We start from the raw sequence: 13,960 nt of genomic DNA on the forward strand, positions 1-13,960 counted from the left end.
ATCTCAAGTACGCCCCCGCCGGCAAGCCGTGCTGCTACGGTCAGACCCGCACATGTCAGATCGGATTCGGGCAATCGATGAACAGGTGTTCAAGGGCAAAGCGTCGCGCCAGATAATCGCCCAGGGCCTGAACGCCGTAGCGCTCGGTCGCATGGTGCCCGGCTGCAATAAAGCTGATGTCGTTCTCGCGGGCGCTGTGGAAAGTCTGCTCGGACGCCTCGCCGCTGAGGAAAAGATCGACCCCGGCCGCAATCGCCTGGTCGATGTACCCCTGCCCGCCTCCAGTGCACCAGCCCACCCGACGAATCACCTCGCTGCCTTCTATAAGCAGCGGCTCGCGACCCAGGGCACTTTGCACGCGGTGGGCGAAGTCGCGGGGTGTCATGGGCTCCGACAGCGATCCCACCAGGCCGATGATGCGAGGGTTCTCCGGGTCCAGCGGTCCCTCGACGGTGATTTCCAGTTGCCGCGCCAATTGCACGTTATTGCCGACCTCCGGGTGCAGATCCAGCGGCAGGTGATAGGCCAGCAGGCTGATGTCGTGCTTGAGCAGGGTCTTGAGACGGCGCTGTTTCATGCCGGTGATGCAGGGGTTCTCACCTTTCCAGAAGTAACCGTGGTGGACCAGGATCAGGTCCGCATTGGCCTCTACCGCCGCGTCCAGCAAGGCCTGGCTTGCCGTCACGCCGGAAACGATCCGGCTCACCTGCGGACGCCCCTCGACCTGCAGACCATTGGGGCAATAGTCCTGAACGCGAGCGCTCCCCAGGTAGCGGTCCGCTTCGTCGACCAGAGTGCTCAGGGCAACAGCCATAAAAGTCTCCTAAATATGCAGTTCAGACCGCACAGGTCCTCGTATAATGCCCGCCATTATGGCGCAGACAAGCCCGTTCGACGGTTCGAATGTTCTGCGTATCAACCTTCAGGACTCTGCTAAATGTTCAAAGCGCTGCGTTTTCTCGGCTGGCCATTGCTTGCTGGTGTGCTTATCGCTTTATTGATTATCCAGCGCTATCCGCAGTGGGTCGGCCTGCCCAGCCAGGACGTCAACCTGCAGCAGGCGCCCCAGACCGCCCTGATCCAGCAGGGCCCGGTCTCCTACGCTGACGCGGTGAGCAGCGCGGCGCCTGCGGTGGCCAACCTGTACACGACCAAGATGGTCAACAACAAGCCTAACCATCCGTTGTTCGAAGACCCGCAATTCCGTCGTTTCTTCGGCGATAACCTGCCCAAGCAGCGGCGCATGGAGTCAAGCCTCGGTTCGGCGGTCATCATGAGCCCGGAAGGCTATCTGCTGACCAACAACCACGTGACGTCCGGCGCCGACCAGATCGTGGTGGCGCTCAAGGACGGTCGCGAAACCATCGCACGCATCATCGGCAGCGACCCGGAAACCGACCTGGCGGTGCTGAAGATCGACCTGAAGAACCTGCCGTCGATCACCCTCGGCAGCTCCGACAGCATCCGCATCGGCGACGTCGCGCTGGCCATCGGCAACCCGTTCGGCGTCGGCCAGACCGTCACCATGGGCATCATCAGCGCGACGGGCCGCAATCAGCTCGGCCTGAACACCTATGAAGATTTCATCCAGACCGATGCCGCCATCAACCCCGGCAACTCGGGCGGCGCGCTGGTGGACGCCAACGGCAACCTGACCGGGATCAACACGGCGATCTTCTCCAAATCCGGTGGCTCCCAGGGCATCGGCTTCGCGATCCCGACCAAGCTCGCGCTGGAGGTGATGAAGTCGATCATCGAGCATGGCCAGGTGATTCGTGGCTGGCTGGGTATCGAAGTACAGCCTTTGACCCAGGAGCTGGCTGAGTCCTTCGGCCTGAAAGACCGCCCCGGCATCGTGGTGGCCGGTATCTTCCGCGACGGCCCGGCGCAAAAGGCCGGTTTGCAGTTGGGTGACGTGATCCTGAGCATCAACGGCGAACCGGCCGGCGATGGTCGCAAATCGATGAACCAGGTGGCACGCACCAAGCCGTCTGAGAAGATCGCGATTCAGGTGATGCGTAACGGCAAGGAATTGAAGTTGATAGCAGAAGTGGGCCTGCGCCCACCGCAAACCCCGGCGCCTGCGGCGGAGGATTGATTCACAGCCATGAAAAAACCGCCGTTAAGGCGGTTTTTTCATGCGGGCAATAAATGCTTAGAGATCGCCCAACGCATCCACCAGCGCCTGATTCTGCTCTGGCGTGCCGATGGTGATGCGCAGGAATTGCGCAATGCGTTCCTGCTTGAAGTGACGCACGATCACGCCCTGCTCCCGCACCTTGGCGGCAAGGCCCGCTGCGTCGTGTTTCGGGTGCCGGGCGAAGATGAAGTTCGCCGCCGATGGCAAGACTTCGAAGCCTTTGCCTTCCAGTTGCGCCACCAGCTTCTCGCGGCTGTCGATCACCAGCTGGCAGGTCTTCTCGAAGTACTCGCGGTCATCGAACGCCGCAGCCGCACCGACGATGGCCATGCGGTCCAGCGGGTAGGAGTTGAAGCTGTTCTTCACCCGTTCCAGCGCTTCGATCAGGTCCGGATGCCCCACCGCCAGGCCAACGCGCAAGCCCGCCAGCGAGCGGGACTTGGACAGGGTCTGGGTCACCAGCAGGTTCGGATAACGATCCACCAGGGTGATTGCAGTCTCGCCACCAAAGTCGATGTAGGCCTCATCCACGATGACCACCGAATCCGGGTTGGCGGCCAGGATCTGCTCGACCGCCTCCAGCGCCATCAAACAGCCGGTCGGCGCGTTGGGGTTCGGGAAGATGACGCCGCCGTTGGGACGCTTGTAGTCCTCGACGCAAATCTGGAACTGTTCGTCCAGCGGCACCATTTCGTAGTCCACGCCATACAGGCCGCAGTACACCGGGTAGAAGCTGTAGCTGATGTCCGGGAACAACAGCGGTTTGTCCTTCAGGAAAAACGCGTGGTAGGCGTGGGCCAGCACCTCATCGGAACCGTTGCCGAGGAACACACGGTTGGCCTCGACGCCGTAGTAACGCGCGACCGACTGCTTGAGCAGGTCGCTGTTGGGGTCCGGGTACAGGCGCAGGTTGTCATTGACCTCGGCGCGCATCGCCTCGATCGCCTTGGGCGACGGGCCGTAGGGGTTCTCGTTGGTGTTCAGCTTCACAAGCTTGGTCAGCTTGGGTTGTTCGCCCGGCACGTAAGGCACGAGGTCACGGACAAAAGGACTCCAGAACTTGCTCATGCTCACTTGCCTTCCTGTTGGTTATCTTTGATCCGGTACTCGGCGCTGCGGGCGTGGGCGGTCAGCGACTCGCCGCGGGCCAGCACCGACGCCGTCTTGCCCAGCTCCGATGCACCCTGCTCGGAGCAGAAGATGATCGAAGAGCGTTTCTGGAAGTCATAGACCCCCAGCGGCGAGGAGAAGCGCGCAGTGCCGGACGTCGGCAGCACGTGGTTGGGGCCCGCGCAGTAGTCGCCCAGGGCTTCCGAGGTGTGACGGCCCATGAAGATCGCACCGGCGTGGCGAATCTGTGGCAGCCAGGCGTCAGGATCGGCAACCGAGAGTTCCAGGTGCTCCGGCGCAATGCGGTTGGCGACTTCGATGGCCTGATTCATGTCCGCCACCTTGATCAGGGCACCGCGACCGTTGATCGAGGTGTTGATGATCTCGGCGCGCTCCATGGTCGGCATCAGCCTGGCGATGCTCGCCGCAACCTTGTCGAGGAACTCGGCATCGGGGCTGACCAGAATCGCCTGGGCGTCTTCGTCGTGCTCGGCCTGGGAAAACAGGTCCATGGCGATCCAGTCCGGATCGGTCTGGCCGTCGCAGACCACGAGGATTTCCGAAGGACCGGCAATCATGTCGATGCCGACCTGACCAAACACGTGACGCTTGGCCGTGGCCACATAGATGTTGCCGGGACCTACGACCTTGTCCACCTGCGGCACGCTTTCGGTGCCGTAGGCCAGGGCCGCGACAGCCTGGGCGCCACCGATGGTGAACACCCGGTCAACGCCAGCGATGCAGGCAGCGGCCAGCACCAGTTCGTTGATCTCGCCGCGCGGAGTCGGCACGACCATGACGACTTCGCCGACGCCCGCCACCTTGGCCGGAATCGCGTTCATCAGTACCGAAGACGGGTACGACGCCTTGCCGCCCGGCACGTACAGGCCGGCGCGATCCAGCGGGGTGACCTTCTGGCCCAGCACGGTGCCGTCGGCTTCGGTGTAGCTCCAGGAATCCTGTTTCTGCCGTTCGTGGTAGCTGCGCACGCGGTCAGCGGCCTTTTCCAGGGCCTGGCGCTGAGCGGGGGTGATGCGGGTCAGGGCCAGTTCCAGGCGCTCGCGCGGCAGGATCAGGTCAGACATGGACGCCACCTGCAGGCCGTCGAAACGCTGGGTGTACTCAACCAGTGCCGCATCGCCGCGCTCGCGCACGTTCTTGATGATGTCCAGCACACGCTGATTGACCGAGTCGTCAGACACACTCTCCCAGCTCAGCAGATGAGCCAGATGTCGGGCGAAATCCGGGTCAGCAGCGTTGAGTCGGCGAATGGTGTTTGAAGTGGTCATAGCGTGAGCCTCAATAAATGGCAATTTCTCAGGAGCCTTGAATGCAAAGGCAGGAGCCTAAGCTACCAAGCCATCCGCGCAGGCACCTGAGAAATTTGGCTATGACACGGATAGCTGGGCGCAACGTCGTGTAACGTCGCGCGAATCAGTCAGCCGCGGTGTCGCGACTCCACTGCTGTACGAAGGGTGTCGATCAGCGACTGGATACGGGCGTGCTGCATCTTCATCGATGCCTTGTTCACCACCAGGCGCGAACTGATGTGAGCGATCAGTTCCTGAGGTTCGAGACCGTTGGCACGCAGGGTGTTGCCGGTGTCGACTACGTCGATGATCTTGTCGGCCAGGCCCACCAGCGGCGCCAGCTCCATGGAGCCGTACAGCTTGATGATATCGACCTGACGACCTTGTTCTGCGTAATAACGCTTGGCAACGTTGACGAACTTGGTCGCCACGCGCAAACGGCCGCGAGGCTCGGCAGCGCCAACGGCACCTGCGGTCATCAGCTTGCACTGGGCAATCTGCAGATCCAGTGGCTCGTACAGGCCCTGGCCGCCGTATTCCATCAGGACGTCCTTGCCCGCCACACCGAGGTCAGCCGCGCCGTGCTCGACATAGGTCGGCACATCGGTCGCACGCACGATCAGCAGACGCACGTCTTCCTGAGTCGTGGGGATGATCAACTTGCGGCTCTTGTCCGGATTCTCGGTCGGCACGATGCCCGCAGCAGCGAGGAGCGGCAGGGTGTCGTCAAGGATTCGGCCCTTGGACAGTGCGATGGTCAACATGGGAAACGTCAGTCCTTATCAGCAAGCGCGAGCCGGGAAGCAATGGGCGCCCGACAATCTTCAAGTCGGAACCGCAGGACTCGAAGCGAAACGATTCAATGGGTCAAGCCTTGAGCTGGCTTGCCCGCCGCCCGTGCCGAATCTGCACGGGCGACGGCAAGCCTGAGAGACTGTTAGCCCGGTACGCGACGGATTTTCGCGCCCAGCATCTGCAGTTTCTCTTCGATGCACTCGTAACCACGGTCGATGTGGTAGATGCGGTCGATCAATGTGTCGCCCTGGGCCACCAGCGCCGACAGCACGAGGCTGGCCGATGCACGCAGGTCGGTCGCCATGACTGGCGCGCCCTTGAGCTTCTCGCAGCCAGTGACGATGGCCGTGTTGCCTTCGACCTGGATCTGCGCGCCCATGCGGTGCATTTCATACACGTGCATGAAGCGGTTTTCAAAGATCGTCTCGATGATCGCGCCAGTGCCTTCGGCGATGGCGTTCAGCGAGATGAACTGCGCCTGCATGTCGGTCGGGAACGCCGGGTACGGAGCGGTGCGCAGGTTCACGGCCTTCGGACGCTTGCCGTGCATGTTCAGCTCGATCCAGTCCTCACCGGTGGTGATTTCGGCGCCAGCTTCACGCAGTTTTTCCAGAACGGCTTCGAGAATGGTCGGATCGGTGTCCTTGACCTTGACGCGGCCACCGGTCACGGCAGCGGCGACCAGGTAGGTGCCGGTCTCGATGCGGTCAGGCATGACGCGGTAGGTCGCCTTGCCCAGACGCTCGACGCCTTCGATGGTGATGGTGTCGGTGCCAGCACCGGAAACCTTGCCACCCATGGCGTTGATGAAGTTTGCCAGGTCGACGACTTCAGGCTCGCGAGCGGCGTTCTGCAGCACGCTGCGACCACGGGCCAGCGCGGCGGCCATCATGATGTTTTCGGTACCGGTCACGCTGACGGTGTCGAAGAAGAAGTGCGCGCCACGCAGGCCGCCTTCCGGCGCCTTGGCCTTGATGTAGCCGCCTTCGACTTCGATGATCGCGCCCATGGCTTCCAGGCCACGGATGTGCAGGTCGACCGGACGCGAACCGATGGCGCAACCGCCAGGCAGTGCGACTTCGGCTTCACCGAAGCGGGCAACCATCGGACCCAGTACCAGGATCGAGGCGCGCATGGTTTTCACCAGCTCGTACGGCGCGACCAGGGTCTTGATGGTGCGAGGATCGATCTCGACGCTGAGTTTCTCGTCGATGATCGGCTCGATGCCCATGCGGCCGAACAGCTCGATCATGGTGGTGATGTCGTGCAGGTGCGGCAGGTTCTGGACCGTCACCGGCCCATCGGCCAGCAGGGTTGCAGCAAGAATCGGCAGGGCAGAGTTCTTCGCCCCGGAAATGCGGATTTCGCCATCAAGACGAACGCCGCCAGTAATAATCAGTTTATCCATTGGAATCTCGACGCCAATTAGGCTCAGGTGCGCTCGGCCCATGCAGCGCGGCTGAAAAATTTCATGGTGACCGCGTGGATGCTGCCATCGGCGATCCATGGGTTCAAATGCGTGTAGATCTGCTGCTGGCGCTTGACCGGACTTAGTGTAGCCAGTTCATCGCTGATAACGTTCAGCTGGAAGTTGCAGCCTTCGCCTTCAACTTCGACCTGGATCTCTGGCAGCTTACCTTCAAGGAAGCTCTTAACTTCTACGGCCTGCATGCTTAACCTCAATCGGCGCCCTGTGCGCGCGGGTCGGCCATGATACAAAAAAGCCCTCTCGTTGCGAACCCTGCTTTACCAGGTGCCGGACGAGGGGCTTGATCGATGATAGCAATCAATGTTGTTCGAACAGCTCGGTCAGACCCGATACCTGTGCGATTTCTCTCATGTCTTCGGGCAGCGCACGAACGCTGACTGACTTGCCGGCCGCCTGGGCGTCACGCATGAACGCCAGCAGCAGGGCCAGGCCCACGCTGCTGGATTTCTGCACGGCGGAGCAGTCGAGCACCAGCGCCGGTGAATCACTGGCCTTGATCAACTCGGCACCCTGCTTGCGCAGCGCGGGGCCGGTACGGTAGTCGAGCACGCCGAACAGCTTGAGCTCGCTGCTGCCGACGGCCGTCACACAGGCTTCAGTCATTTGACGACCTTGTCAGGCGAGTTCTCGGTCTCCTGCTTGGCCTTGGCGACTTCGCCGGCCCAGCCATCGATTGTCTTGTCCAGGTTGTTGCCGTTGCGCTGCATGGCATCGGCGAACTGATCGCGGAACAGCTTGCCGATGTTGATGCCGTTGATGATCACGTTGCGCACTTTCCACTCGTCATTGATTTTGACCAGTGTGTAGGACACAGGGTAAACGGCGCCGTTGTTGCCCTTGACCGACATGTCGACCGAGGTGCGGTCGGCGCCCTCTTCCTTGGCCGGAGCCACGGTGATGCCCTGGTTGTTGTACTCGAGCAGTGCGTTGCCATAGAACTGGATCAGGCTGCGCTTGAAGTTTTCCTGGAAGCGCTGCATCTGGGCCGGGGTGGCGTTGCGCGAATACTTGACGGTCATGATGCTCTTGGAAATGCCGTCAGCATCGATGACCGGCCCGACGATGCCGTTGAGCGCGTCGTAGAAGGCCTGCGGGTTGGTCTTGTAGCTTTCCTTGTTCGCGGCAAGGTCGGCCAGCAGTTGCTTGGTGGTGTTGTCGACAAGGTCATGGGCCGACGATGTCGTCGCTGCCGCGTTGGCAAACAGAGGCAGGGCAGCCAGCAGCACCAGAAGGCCACGGCGCAGAATCGAGATCATGAAAAAACTCCTCATTTGGCGTCTTTACCCACGGAATTGAGCAGGAATTTACCGATCAGGTCCTCGAGCACCAGGGACGACTGCGTGTCGTGAATGGTGCCGCCGTCTTTCAACAGCTTGTCATCGCCACCGACGCTGATGCCGACGTATTTCTCGCCCAGCAAGCCTGCAGTGAGAATAGAAGCCGTGGAGTCCGAAGGCAGATTATTCACGCGCTTGTCCACTTCCATGGTCACGCGACCGGTGAAGGTGTCGTGGTCCAGATCGATTGCAGTGACCTTGCCGATGGTCACACCGGCCATGGTCACCTTCGCTCTGACAGTCAAACCGGCGATATTGTCGAAATTTGCGTAAAGTTTATAGCTGTCGGCTGTCGTGCTGGCGGAGAGACCGCTGACGCGCAGGGCCAGCAGGAGCAAGGCCAGGATGCCAGCCAGCAGGAACAGGCCGACACCGGTTTCGAGGGCGCGGTTTTGCATCAGAAGTCTCCAAACATCAAGGCGGTCAAAATAAAGTCCAGGCCCAATACGGCCAACGAGGCGTAGACCACGGTCTTGGTCGTGGCGCGACTGATCCCCTCAGATGTGGGCTCGCAGTCATAGCCTTGAAACACGGCAATCCAGGTGACCACAAAAGCAAAGACAACGCTTTTGATCACACCGTTGATGACATCATTGGGGAAGGAAACGCTGTTCTGCATGTTCGCCCAGAACGAGCCTTCGTAGACGCCCAGCCAGTCGACAGCCACCCACGAACCACCCCAGATACCCACCACACTGAAAATGATGGCGAGCACCGGCAGCGAAATGAAGCCGGCCCACAGGCGGGGCGCGACGATGTATTTGAGGGGGTCCACGCCGATCATTTCAAGGCTGGACAACTGCTCGGTGGATTTCATGTTGCCGATTTCGGCGGTCAGCGCCGAGCCGGCACGACCGGCGAACAGCAGCGCGGTCACCACCGGCCCCAGTTCACGCAGCAGCGTCAGGGCAACCATCTGCCCGACGGCCTGCTCGGAGCCGTACTTGGCCAGGATGCTGAAACCCTGCAGGGCCAATACCATGCCGATGAACACGCCGGACACGACGATGATCGCCAGCGACATGACGCCCACCGAGTAGAGCTGGCGAACCAGCAACTGGAAACCGCCGCCGATCCCGCCTCGCCCCAGCAAGGCATGGACCAGAAAAATCCCCGAACGCCCCAGTACCGCAACTATGTCGATCGCCGAACGCCCCATCAGGCGTACACGATCCATCAATGACTTTCTGCGCATCAGCGCTTCCCCAAAAGATCTTCGCGATAATCCGGTGCCGGATAGTGAAATGGCACAGGGCCGTCTGGATCCCCTGTCATGAACTGGCGAATGCGCGGGTTGTCCGACTGCATCAATTCCTGCGGCGTGCCCTGCCCCAGCACCTGACCGTCCCCGACCACATACAGATAGTCGGCGATGCTGGCAGTTTCGGCCAGGTCGTGGGAAACCACGACACTGGTGATGCCCAGTGCATCGTTGAGCAGGCGGATCAGGCGCACCAGTACGCCCATGGCGATCGGGTCCTGTCCCACGAAGGGCTCGTCATACATGAGGATCTGCGGATCCAGTGCAATGGCCCGGGCCAGCGCCACGCGGCGCTTCATGCCCCCGGAGAGCTCGTCGGGCATCAGCTCGACGGCACCGCGCAACCCGACCGCCTGCAATTTGAGCAGGACGATATCGCGGATCATGTCTTCGGGAAGCTGGGTATGAACCCGCAGCGGAAAGGCCACGTTTTCGAAAACGTCGAGATCGGTGAACAGCGCACCGCTCTGGAACAGGACCCCCATCTGCTTGCGCGCATCGAACAGATCGCTGCGCGAGAGCTTTGGCAGGTTCTGGCCGTTGACCCAGACTTCACCGCTGGCCGGGCGCAGTTGCGCACCCATCAGCCGCAGCAGAGTGGTCTTGCCACTGCCCGACGGCCCCATGATGCCGGTGACTTTGCCCCGGGGGATGCGGATGTCGACATTATTGAAGATGCTGCGCGTACCGCGTTTGAAGGACACACCCTTCAATTCGACCGCGTAGGCGTTATCGGCACTCATCTAAACTCCTTGCGATGCAGCCTCTCTCTCAGATGCTGCGTCCTTGAAGAACGACACACTGTCTGGGGGGGCCGAACAAGCGGCGAACTATACCACCGCTGTCGTACGCAGCCAAAGCTCCAACATTACAAGGCGTTAAAGGCAGCGCAAACGGCGGTTGCAGTGCAAATTTCCTGCAACACTCCTGCCCTGGGCGGTGCAGGAACTGACGGACAGGCACTTTGAATAAACAAACATCCGCAATGAAGCGTGAGGCTTTTCAACATTGTCGCTATAATCCCCGCCTTTTCAGCAGACCGATCCTCTCCAGACATGACCGACGCCCGCGACCTGATCCAATCGGCACAATGCACCATCCGCCTTGAAATAGAGGCCGTGGAGGGTTTGCTCGCGCACATCGATAGCGATTTCGTCAGTGCGTGCCAGATGATCTTGGCCAGCAAAGGGCGGGTTGTGGTGGTCGGGATGGGCAAGTCAGGGCACATCGGCAAGAAGATCGCCGCGACCCTGGCCAGCACCGGCACCCCGGCGTTTTTCGTGCACCCGGCCGAAGCCAGCCATGGCGACATGGGCATGATCACCGCCGACGACATCATCCTGGCCCTGTCGAACTCGGGCACGACCAACGAAATCGTGACCCTGCTGCCGCTCATCAAGCGCCTGGGCATCAAGCTCATCAGCCTGACCGGCAACCCCGAGTCGACGCTGGCCAAGGCGGCGGACGTGAACCTCAATGCCCGGGTCGAGAAAGAAGCCTGCCCGCTGAACCTGGCCCCGACCTCCTCGACCACGGCGGCACTGGTCATGGGCGACGCACTGGCAGTGGCCCTGCTCGACGCACGCGGTTTTACCGCCGAAGATTTCGCCTTCTCCCATCCAGGTGGCGCCCTTGGCCGCCGCCTGCTGCTCAAGGTCGAGCACGTTATGCACACCGGTGGCGAGCTGCCTGTGGTGGCGCGCGGAACCCTGCTGCGCGACTCGCTGATGGAAATGACCCGCAAGGGCCTGGGCATGACCGCCATCGTCGAGACCGACGGACGCCTGGCCGGGATCTTCACCGACGGCGACTTGCGCCGTACGCTGGACCGCCCCATCGATATTCGCCTGGCAACTATCGACGAAGTGATGACCGTGCACGGCAAGACCGTCCGCCCGGACATGCTCGCGGCACAAGCCCTTAAAATCATGGAAGACAACAAGATCAGCGCGCTGATCGTGGTGGATGAAACCGACCGTCCGGTGGGCGCCTTCAACCTCCAGGACCTGCTGCGCGCGGGAGTCATGTAAATGAGCGGTGATATGAACGACCTGATGCAACGCGGCAAACAGATCAAGCTGGCAGTGTTCGATGTCGATGGCGTCCTCACTGACGGTCGCCTTTACTTCCTTGAAGACGGCAGCGAGTTCAAGACCTTCAACACCCTGGACGGTCAAGGCATCAAGATGCTGATCAATTCCGGCGTGACCACCGCTATCATCAGCGGTCGCAAGACCCCGGTCGTCGAGCGTCGCGCCAAAAACCTGGGCATCGCCCATCTGTACCAGGGCCGTGAAGACAAGCTGGTGGTGCTCGATGAACTGCTGGCGCAATTGAACCTGAGCTATGAACAGGTTGCCTATCTGGGTGACGACCTGCCCGACCTGCCGGTGATTCGCCGGGTGGGCCTGGGCATGGCCGTGGCCAACGCCGCAGGTTTCGTGCGCGAGCATGCACACGGCGTTACCCGGGCACGGGGCGGCGAAGGCGCTGCCCGGGAATTCTGCGAGCTGATCCTGAACGCCCAGGGCAACCTCGAAGCGGCCCACGCCGCCTACTTATAGAAGCGTACTTATGCTGAGCAAAAGATTTCGCACATTTCTGATCTTCGGTGCACTGGGACTGCTGCTTGCAGCGGCCGGCTACTGGAACATCAGCCCGGAAAGCTTCATGGACCAGCCAAAGGTCGCCGTGGACGAGAGCGCCATCGACTACTATGCGATGAACGCCCACAGCATCCAGTACCTGCCCGACGGCACCCAGCAGTACGACCTGACGGCGGACAAGGTCGAGCACCTGAAGGCTACCGACGTGACCCTGATGACCACCCCGGTGCTGCAGATGTACCGTGGCACCGAGTTTCCGTGGCATGTACAGAGCGTACGCGCCGAGGTTTCCCCGGGCGGCGATCATGTCGAGCTGATCGACAACGTGCGCATCAACCGCACCGACGAACAGAACCGCACCACCATCATCACCAGCACCCGCATGACTGTCTTCCCTCAGAAGCAATATGCGGAAACGGCCCAACCCGTTAGAATCGACGGCTTCAACGGCGTGAGCACCGGTACGGGTATGAAAGCCTATCTAAAAGAAAGCAGGATACACCTGCTATCGAACGCAAGAGGACAGTATGAGGCTCCTTAAAACCCTCCCTATTTTGCTCGGCCTGGGCGCAGCACTGGGAAGCGTGAGCGCCTGGGCTCTGCCGAACGATCAGGATCAGCCTATCCGCATTCAGGCCGACGACGCCCAGCTCGATGACAAGCAAGGCATCGCCACCTACACCGGTAATGTGATCATTACCCAGGGCTCGATGAAGGTCACCGGCAACAAGGTGACCATGACCCGCACCCCGCAAGGTGACATCGACGTCGTGACCTCGGTGGGCAACCTGGCCTACTTCGAGCAGTTGCAGACCGCTGGCGACCCCAAACCCGTTCAGGGCTGGGGCGTGACGATCCAGTACCATGCACCGCAAAACCGCATCGTGCTGATCGACAAGGCCAAGGTCATCGACAAGGACAACAACGTGACCCAGGGCGAGAAGATCGTCTATGACACCGTGCGCAAGCTGGCCAGCGCTGGCCGCGCCACCGGCAGCAAGGTCACCGAAGCGCGTCCTCGCGTCGACATGGTGATCCAGCCGAAAAAGAAAACCGACCAGCAGAAGGCGCAGTAATGGCGACGCTGAAAGCCCAACACCTGGCCAAGGCCTACAAAAGCCGCCAGGTGGTACGTGACGTCAGCCTGTCCATCGACAGCGGCCAGATCGTTGGCCTGCTCGGCCCCAACGGTGCGGGCAAGACCACCTGCTTCTACATGATCGTCGGCCTGGTGCAGGCCGACCAGGGCCGCGTGCTGATCGACGAACAGGACGTCAGCCACCAGCCGATGCACGGGCGTGCCCGTGCCGGCATCGGCTACCTGCCGCAGGAAGCCTCGATCTTCCGCAAGCTGTCGGTGTCGGACAACATCATGGCGATCCTGGAAACCCGCAAGGAACTGGATCGCGCAGGACGTCGCAAGGAACTGGAAAGCCTGCTGCAGGAATTCCACATCACCCATATTCGCGACAACCTGGGCATGAGCCTGTCCGGTGGTGAGCGTCGTCGTGTCGAAATCGCCCGCGCACTGGCCACCGCACCGAAGTTCATCCTGCTCGACGAGCCATTCGCCGGTGTCGACCCGATCTCCGTGGGCGATATCAAGCAGATCATCTACCATCTCAAGGCGAAGGGTATCGGCGTTCTGATCACCGACCACAACGTGCGCGAAACCCTCGACATCTGCGAAACCGCCTACATCGTCAACGACGGGCAGCTGATTGCAGAAGGTGACGCTGAAACCATCCTGGCCAACCAGTTGGTCAAGGAAGTGTATCTCGGCCACGAGTTCCGCCTGTAAACAGGGGGCTGACAAGGGGTTGGCCGGCGACCGCTGCATGCGCCTCATCGCCAACCCCGGATTAATTGTCGCCACACCCTAGGCAAACACTTCGGTTTCAGGCATATAATT

General features: G+C 61.1%; 17 protein-coding genes. 6 read left to right on the plus strand and 11 right to left on the minus strand.

What is annotated here, in order from left to right:
* Positions 1-55: 55 nt before the first annotated feature.
* On the minus strand, positions 56-814 hold the full coding sequence (locus NPS29_RS24085) for a Nif3-like dinuclear metal center hexameric protein (protein ID WP_274135658.1): 759 nt from the start codon (positions 812-814) through the stop codon (positions 56-58).
* Positions 815-937: 123 nt separating this feature from the next.
* On the opposite strand from NPS29_RS24085, the gene algW reads away from it, so the two are divergent.
* Positions 938-2,098 (plus strand): Do family serine endopeptidase AlgW, encoded by a 1,161-nt coding sequence (algW, locus tag NPS29_RS24090; protein WP_274135659.1) that lies wholly within the window; start codon positions 938-940, stop codon positions 2,096-2,098.
* 57 nt (positions 2,099-2,155) lie between these two features.
* Here algW and hisC read toward each other — a convergent pair whose 3' ends face one another.
* The 10 genes from hisC to NPS29_RS24140 form a co-directional block, all read right to left on the minus strand.
* Complete coding sequence (gene hisC, locus NPS29_RS24095; protein WP_274135661.1) at positions 2,156-3,208, minus strand: histidinol-phosphate transaminase; 1,053 nt, start codon at positions 3,206-3,208, stop codon at positions 2,156-2,158.
* 2 nt (positions 3,209-3,210) lie between these two features.
* A complete protein-coding gene (gene hisD, locus NPS29_RS24100) occupies positions 3,211-4,539 on the minus strand; it encodes a histidinol dehydrogenase (protein WP_274135662.1) in 1,329 nt (442 codons plus the stop codon).
* A gap of 149 nt (positions 4,540-4,688) precedes the next feature.
* A complete protein-coding gene (gene hisG, locus NPS29_RS24105; protein WP_274135664.1) occupies positions 4,689-5,324 on the minus strand; it encodes an ATP phosphoribosyltransferase in 636 nt (211 codons plus the stop codon).
* Between the two features lie 173 nt (positions 5,325-5,497).
* Positions 5,498-6,763, minus strand: a complete 1,266-nt coding sequence (murA, locus tag NPS29_RS24110) for a UDP-N-acetylglucosamine 1-carboxyvinyltransferase (protein WP_274135665.1) — start codon at positions 6,761-6,763, stop codon at positions 5,498-5,500.
* 23 nt (positions 6,764-6,786) lie between these two features.
* Positions 6,787-7,026, minus strand: a complete 240-nt coding sequence (locus NPS29_RS24115; protein ID WP_062384295.1) for a BolA family protein — start codon at positions 7,024-7,026, stop codon at positions 6,787-6,789.
* 115 nt (positions 7,027-7,141) lie between these two features.
* On the minus strand, positions 7,142-7,447 hold the full coding sequence (locus tag NPS29_RS24120) for an STAS domain-containing protein (RefSeq protein ID WP_274135667.1): 306 nt from the start codon (positions 7,445-7,447) through the stop codon (positions 7,142-7,144).
* Complete coding sequence (locus NPS29_RS24125; RefSeq protein WP_274135668.1) at positions 7,444-8,100, minus strand: MlaC/ttg2D family ABC transporter substrate-binding protein; 657 nt, start codon at positions 8,098-8,100, stop codon at positions 7,444-7,446. The genes NPS29_RS24120 and NPS29_RS24125 overlap by 4 nt, the downstream gene beginning before the upstream one ends.
* 11 nt (positions 8,101-8,111) lie before the next feature.
* On the minus strand, positions 8,112-8,579 hold the full coding sequence (gene mlaD, locus NPS29_RS24130) for an outer membrane lipid asymmetry maintenance protein MlaD (protein ID WP_274135669.1): 468 nt from the start codon (positions 8,577-8,579) through the stop codon (positions 8,112-8,114).
* On the minus strand, positions 8,579-9,376 hold the full coding sequence (gene mlaE, locus NPS29_RS24135) for a lipid asymmetry maintenance ABC transporter permease subunit MlaE (RefSeq protein WP_074753863.1): 798 nt from the start codon (positions 9,374-9,376) through the stop codon (positions 8,579-8,581). The genes mlaD and mlaE overlap by 1 nt, the downstream gene beginning before the upstream one ends.
* Positions 9,376-10,185: an ATP-binding cassette domain-containing protein gene (locus tag NPS29_RS24140; protein WP_274135670.1), complete on the minus strand. Its 810-nt coding sequence runs from the start codon at positions 10,183-10,185 to the stop codon at positions 9,376-9,378. Before NPS29_RS24140 ends, mlaE begins: the two co-directional genes overlap by 1 nt.
* A 312-nt stretch (positions 10,186-10,497) precedes the next feature.
* On the opposite strand from NPS29_RS24140, the gene NPS29_RS24145 reads away from it, so the two are divergent.
* From NPS29_RS24145 to lptB, 5 genes are read left to right on the plus strand one after another with little or no spacing between them, the layout of a single operon-like run.
* Positions 10,498-11,472 (plus strand): KpsF/GutQ family sugar-phosphate isomerase, encoded by a 975-nt coding sequence (locus NPS29_RS24145; protein ID WP_274135672.1) that lies wholly within the window; start codon positions 10,498-10,500, stop codon positions 11,470-11,472.
* Entirely contained in the window at positions 11,473-12,006 is a 534-nt protein-coding gene (gene kdsC / locus NPS29_RS24150) for a 3-deoxy-manno-octulosonate-8-phosphatase KdsC (protein WP_274135673.1), read from the plus strand.
* 10 nt (positions 12,007-12,016) lie between these two features.
* A complete protein-coding gene (gene lptC / locus NPS29_RS24155; protein ID WP_274135674.1) occupies positions 12,017-12,589 on the plus strand; it encodes an LPS export ABC transporter periplasmic protein LptC in 573 nt (190 codons plus the stop codon).
* Positions 12,576-13,124 carry a lipopolysaccharide transport periplasmic protein LptA gene (lptA, locus tag NPS29_RS24160; protein WP_274135675.1) on the plus strand — a complete coding sequence of 183 codons (549 nt, stop codon included), beginning with the start codon at positions 12,576-12,578 and terminating at the stop codon, positions 13,122-13,124. The genes lptC and lptA overlap by 14 nt, the downstream gene beginning before the upstream one ends.
* Positions 13,124-13,849, plus strand: a complete 726-nt coding sequence (gene lptB, locus NPS29_RS24165; RefSeq protein WP_081565365.1) for an LPS export ABC transporter ATP-binding protein — start codon at positions 13,124-13,126, stop codon at positions 13,847-13,849. Before lptA ends, lptB begins: the two co-directional genes overlap by 1 nt.
* The last annotated feature ends 111 nt before the right edge of the window (positions 13,850-13,960 follow it).

This window comes from Pseudomonas putida, assembly GCF_028682175.1.
In the GTDB taxonomy this organism is placed as follows: Bacteria; Pseudomonadota; Gammaproteobacteria; order Pseudomonadales; family Pseudomonadaceae; genus Aquipseudomonas; species Aquipseudomonas putida_AD.

Bases quoted from the DNA above. Each gene is read 5' to 3' on its own strand.
- NPS29_RS24115 (WP_062384295.1), bottom strand. From the start codon at position 7,026: ATGCAGGCCGTAGAAGTTAAGAGCTTCCTTGAAGGTAAGCTGCCAGAG.
- murA (WP_274135665.1), bottom strand. From the start codon at position 6,763: ATGGATAAACTGATTATTACTGGCGGCGTTCGTCTTGATGGCGAAATC.
- hisC (WP_274135661.1), bottom strand. From the start codon at position 3,208: ATGAGCAAGTTCTGGAGTCCTTTTGTCCGTGACCTCGTGCCTTACGTG.
- NPS29_RS24140 (WP_274135670.1), bottom strand. From the start codon at position 10,185: ATGAGTGCCGATAACGCCTACGCGGTCGAATTGAAGGGTGTGTCCTTC.
- algW (WP_274135659.1), top strand. From the start codon at position 938: ATGTTCAAAGCGCTGCGTTTTCTCGGCTGGCCATTGCTTGCTGGTGTG.
- NPS29_RS24085 (WP_274135658.1), bottom strand. From the start codon at position 814: ATGGCTGTTGCCCTGAGCACTCTGGTCGACGAAGCGGACCGCTACCTG.
- hisD (WP_274135662.1), bottom strand. From the start codon at position 4,539: ATGACCACTTCAAACACCATTCGCCGACTCAACGCTGCTGACCCGGAT.
- NPS29_RS24145 (WP_274135672.1), top strand. From the start codon at position 10,498: ATGACCGACGCCCGCGACCTGATCCAATCGGCACAATGCACCATCCGC.
- NPS29_RS24120 (WP_274135667.1), bottom strand. From the start codon at position 7,447: ATGACTGAAGCCTGTGTGACGGCCGTCGGCAGCAGCGAGCTCAAGCTG.
- lptB (WP_081565365.1), top strand. From the start codon at position 13,124: ATGGCGACGCTGAAAGCCCAACACCTGGCCAAGGCCTACAAAAGCCGC.
- kdsC (WP_274135673.1), top strand. From the start codon at position 11,473: ATGAGCGGTGATATGAACGACCTGATGCAACGCGGCAAACAGATCAAG.
- lptC (WP_274135674.1), top strand. From the start codon at position 12,017: ATGCTGAGCAAAAGATTTCGCACATTTCTGATCTTCGGTGCACTGGGA.
- mlaE (WP_074753863.1), bottom strand. From the start codon at position 9,376: ATGCGCAGAAAGTCATTGATGGATCGTGTACGCCTGATGGGGCGTTCG.
- NPS29_RS24125 (WP_274135668.1), bottom strand. From the start codon at position 8,100: ATGATCTCGATTCTGCGCCGTGGCCTTCTGGTGCTGCTGGCTGCCCTG.
- hisG (WP_274135664.1), bottom strand. From the start codon at position 5,324: ATGTTGACCATCGCACTGTCCAAGGGCCGAATCCTTGACGACACCCTG.
- mlaD (WP_274135669.1), bottom strand. From the start codon at position 8,579: ATGCAAAACCGCGCCCTCGAAACCGGTGTCGGCCTGTTCCTGCTGGCT.
- lptA (WP_274135675.1), top strand. From the start codon at position 12,576: ATGAGGCTCCTTAAAACCCTCCCTATTTTGCTCGGCCTGGGCGCAGCA.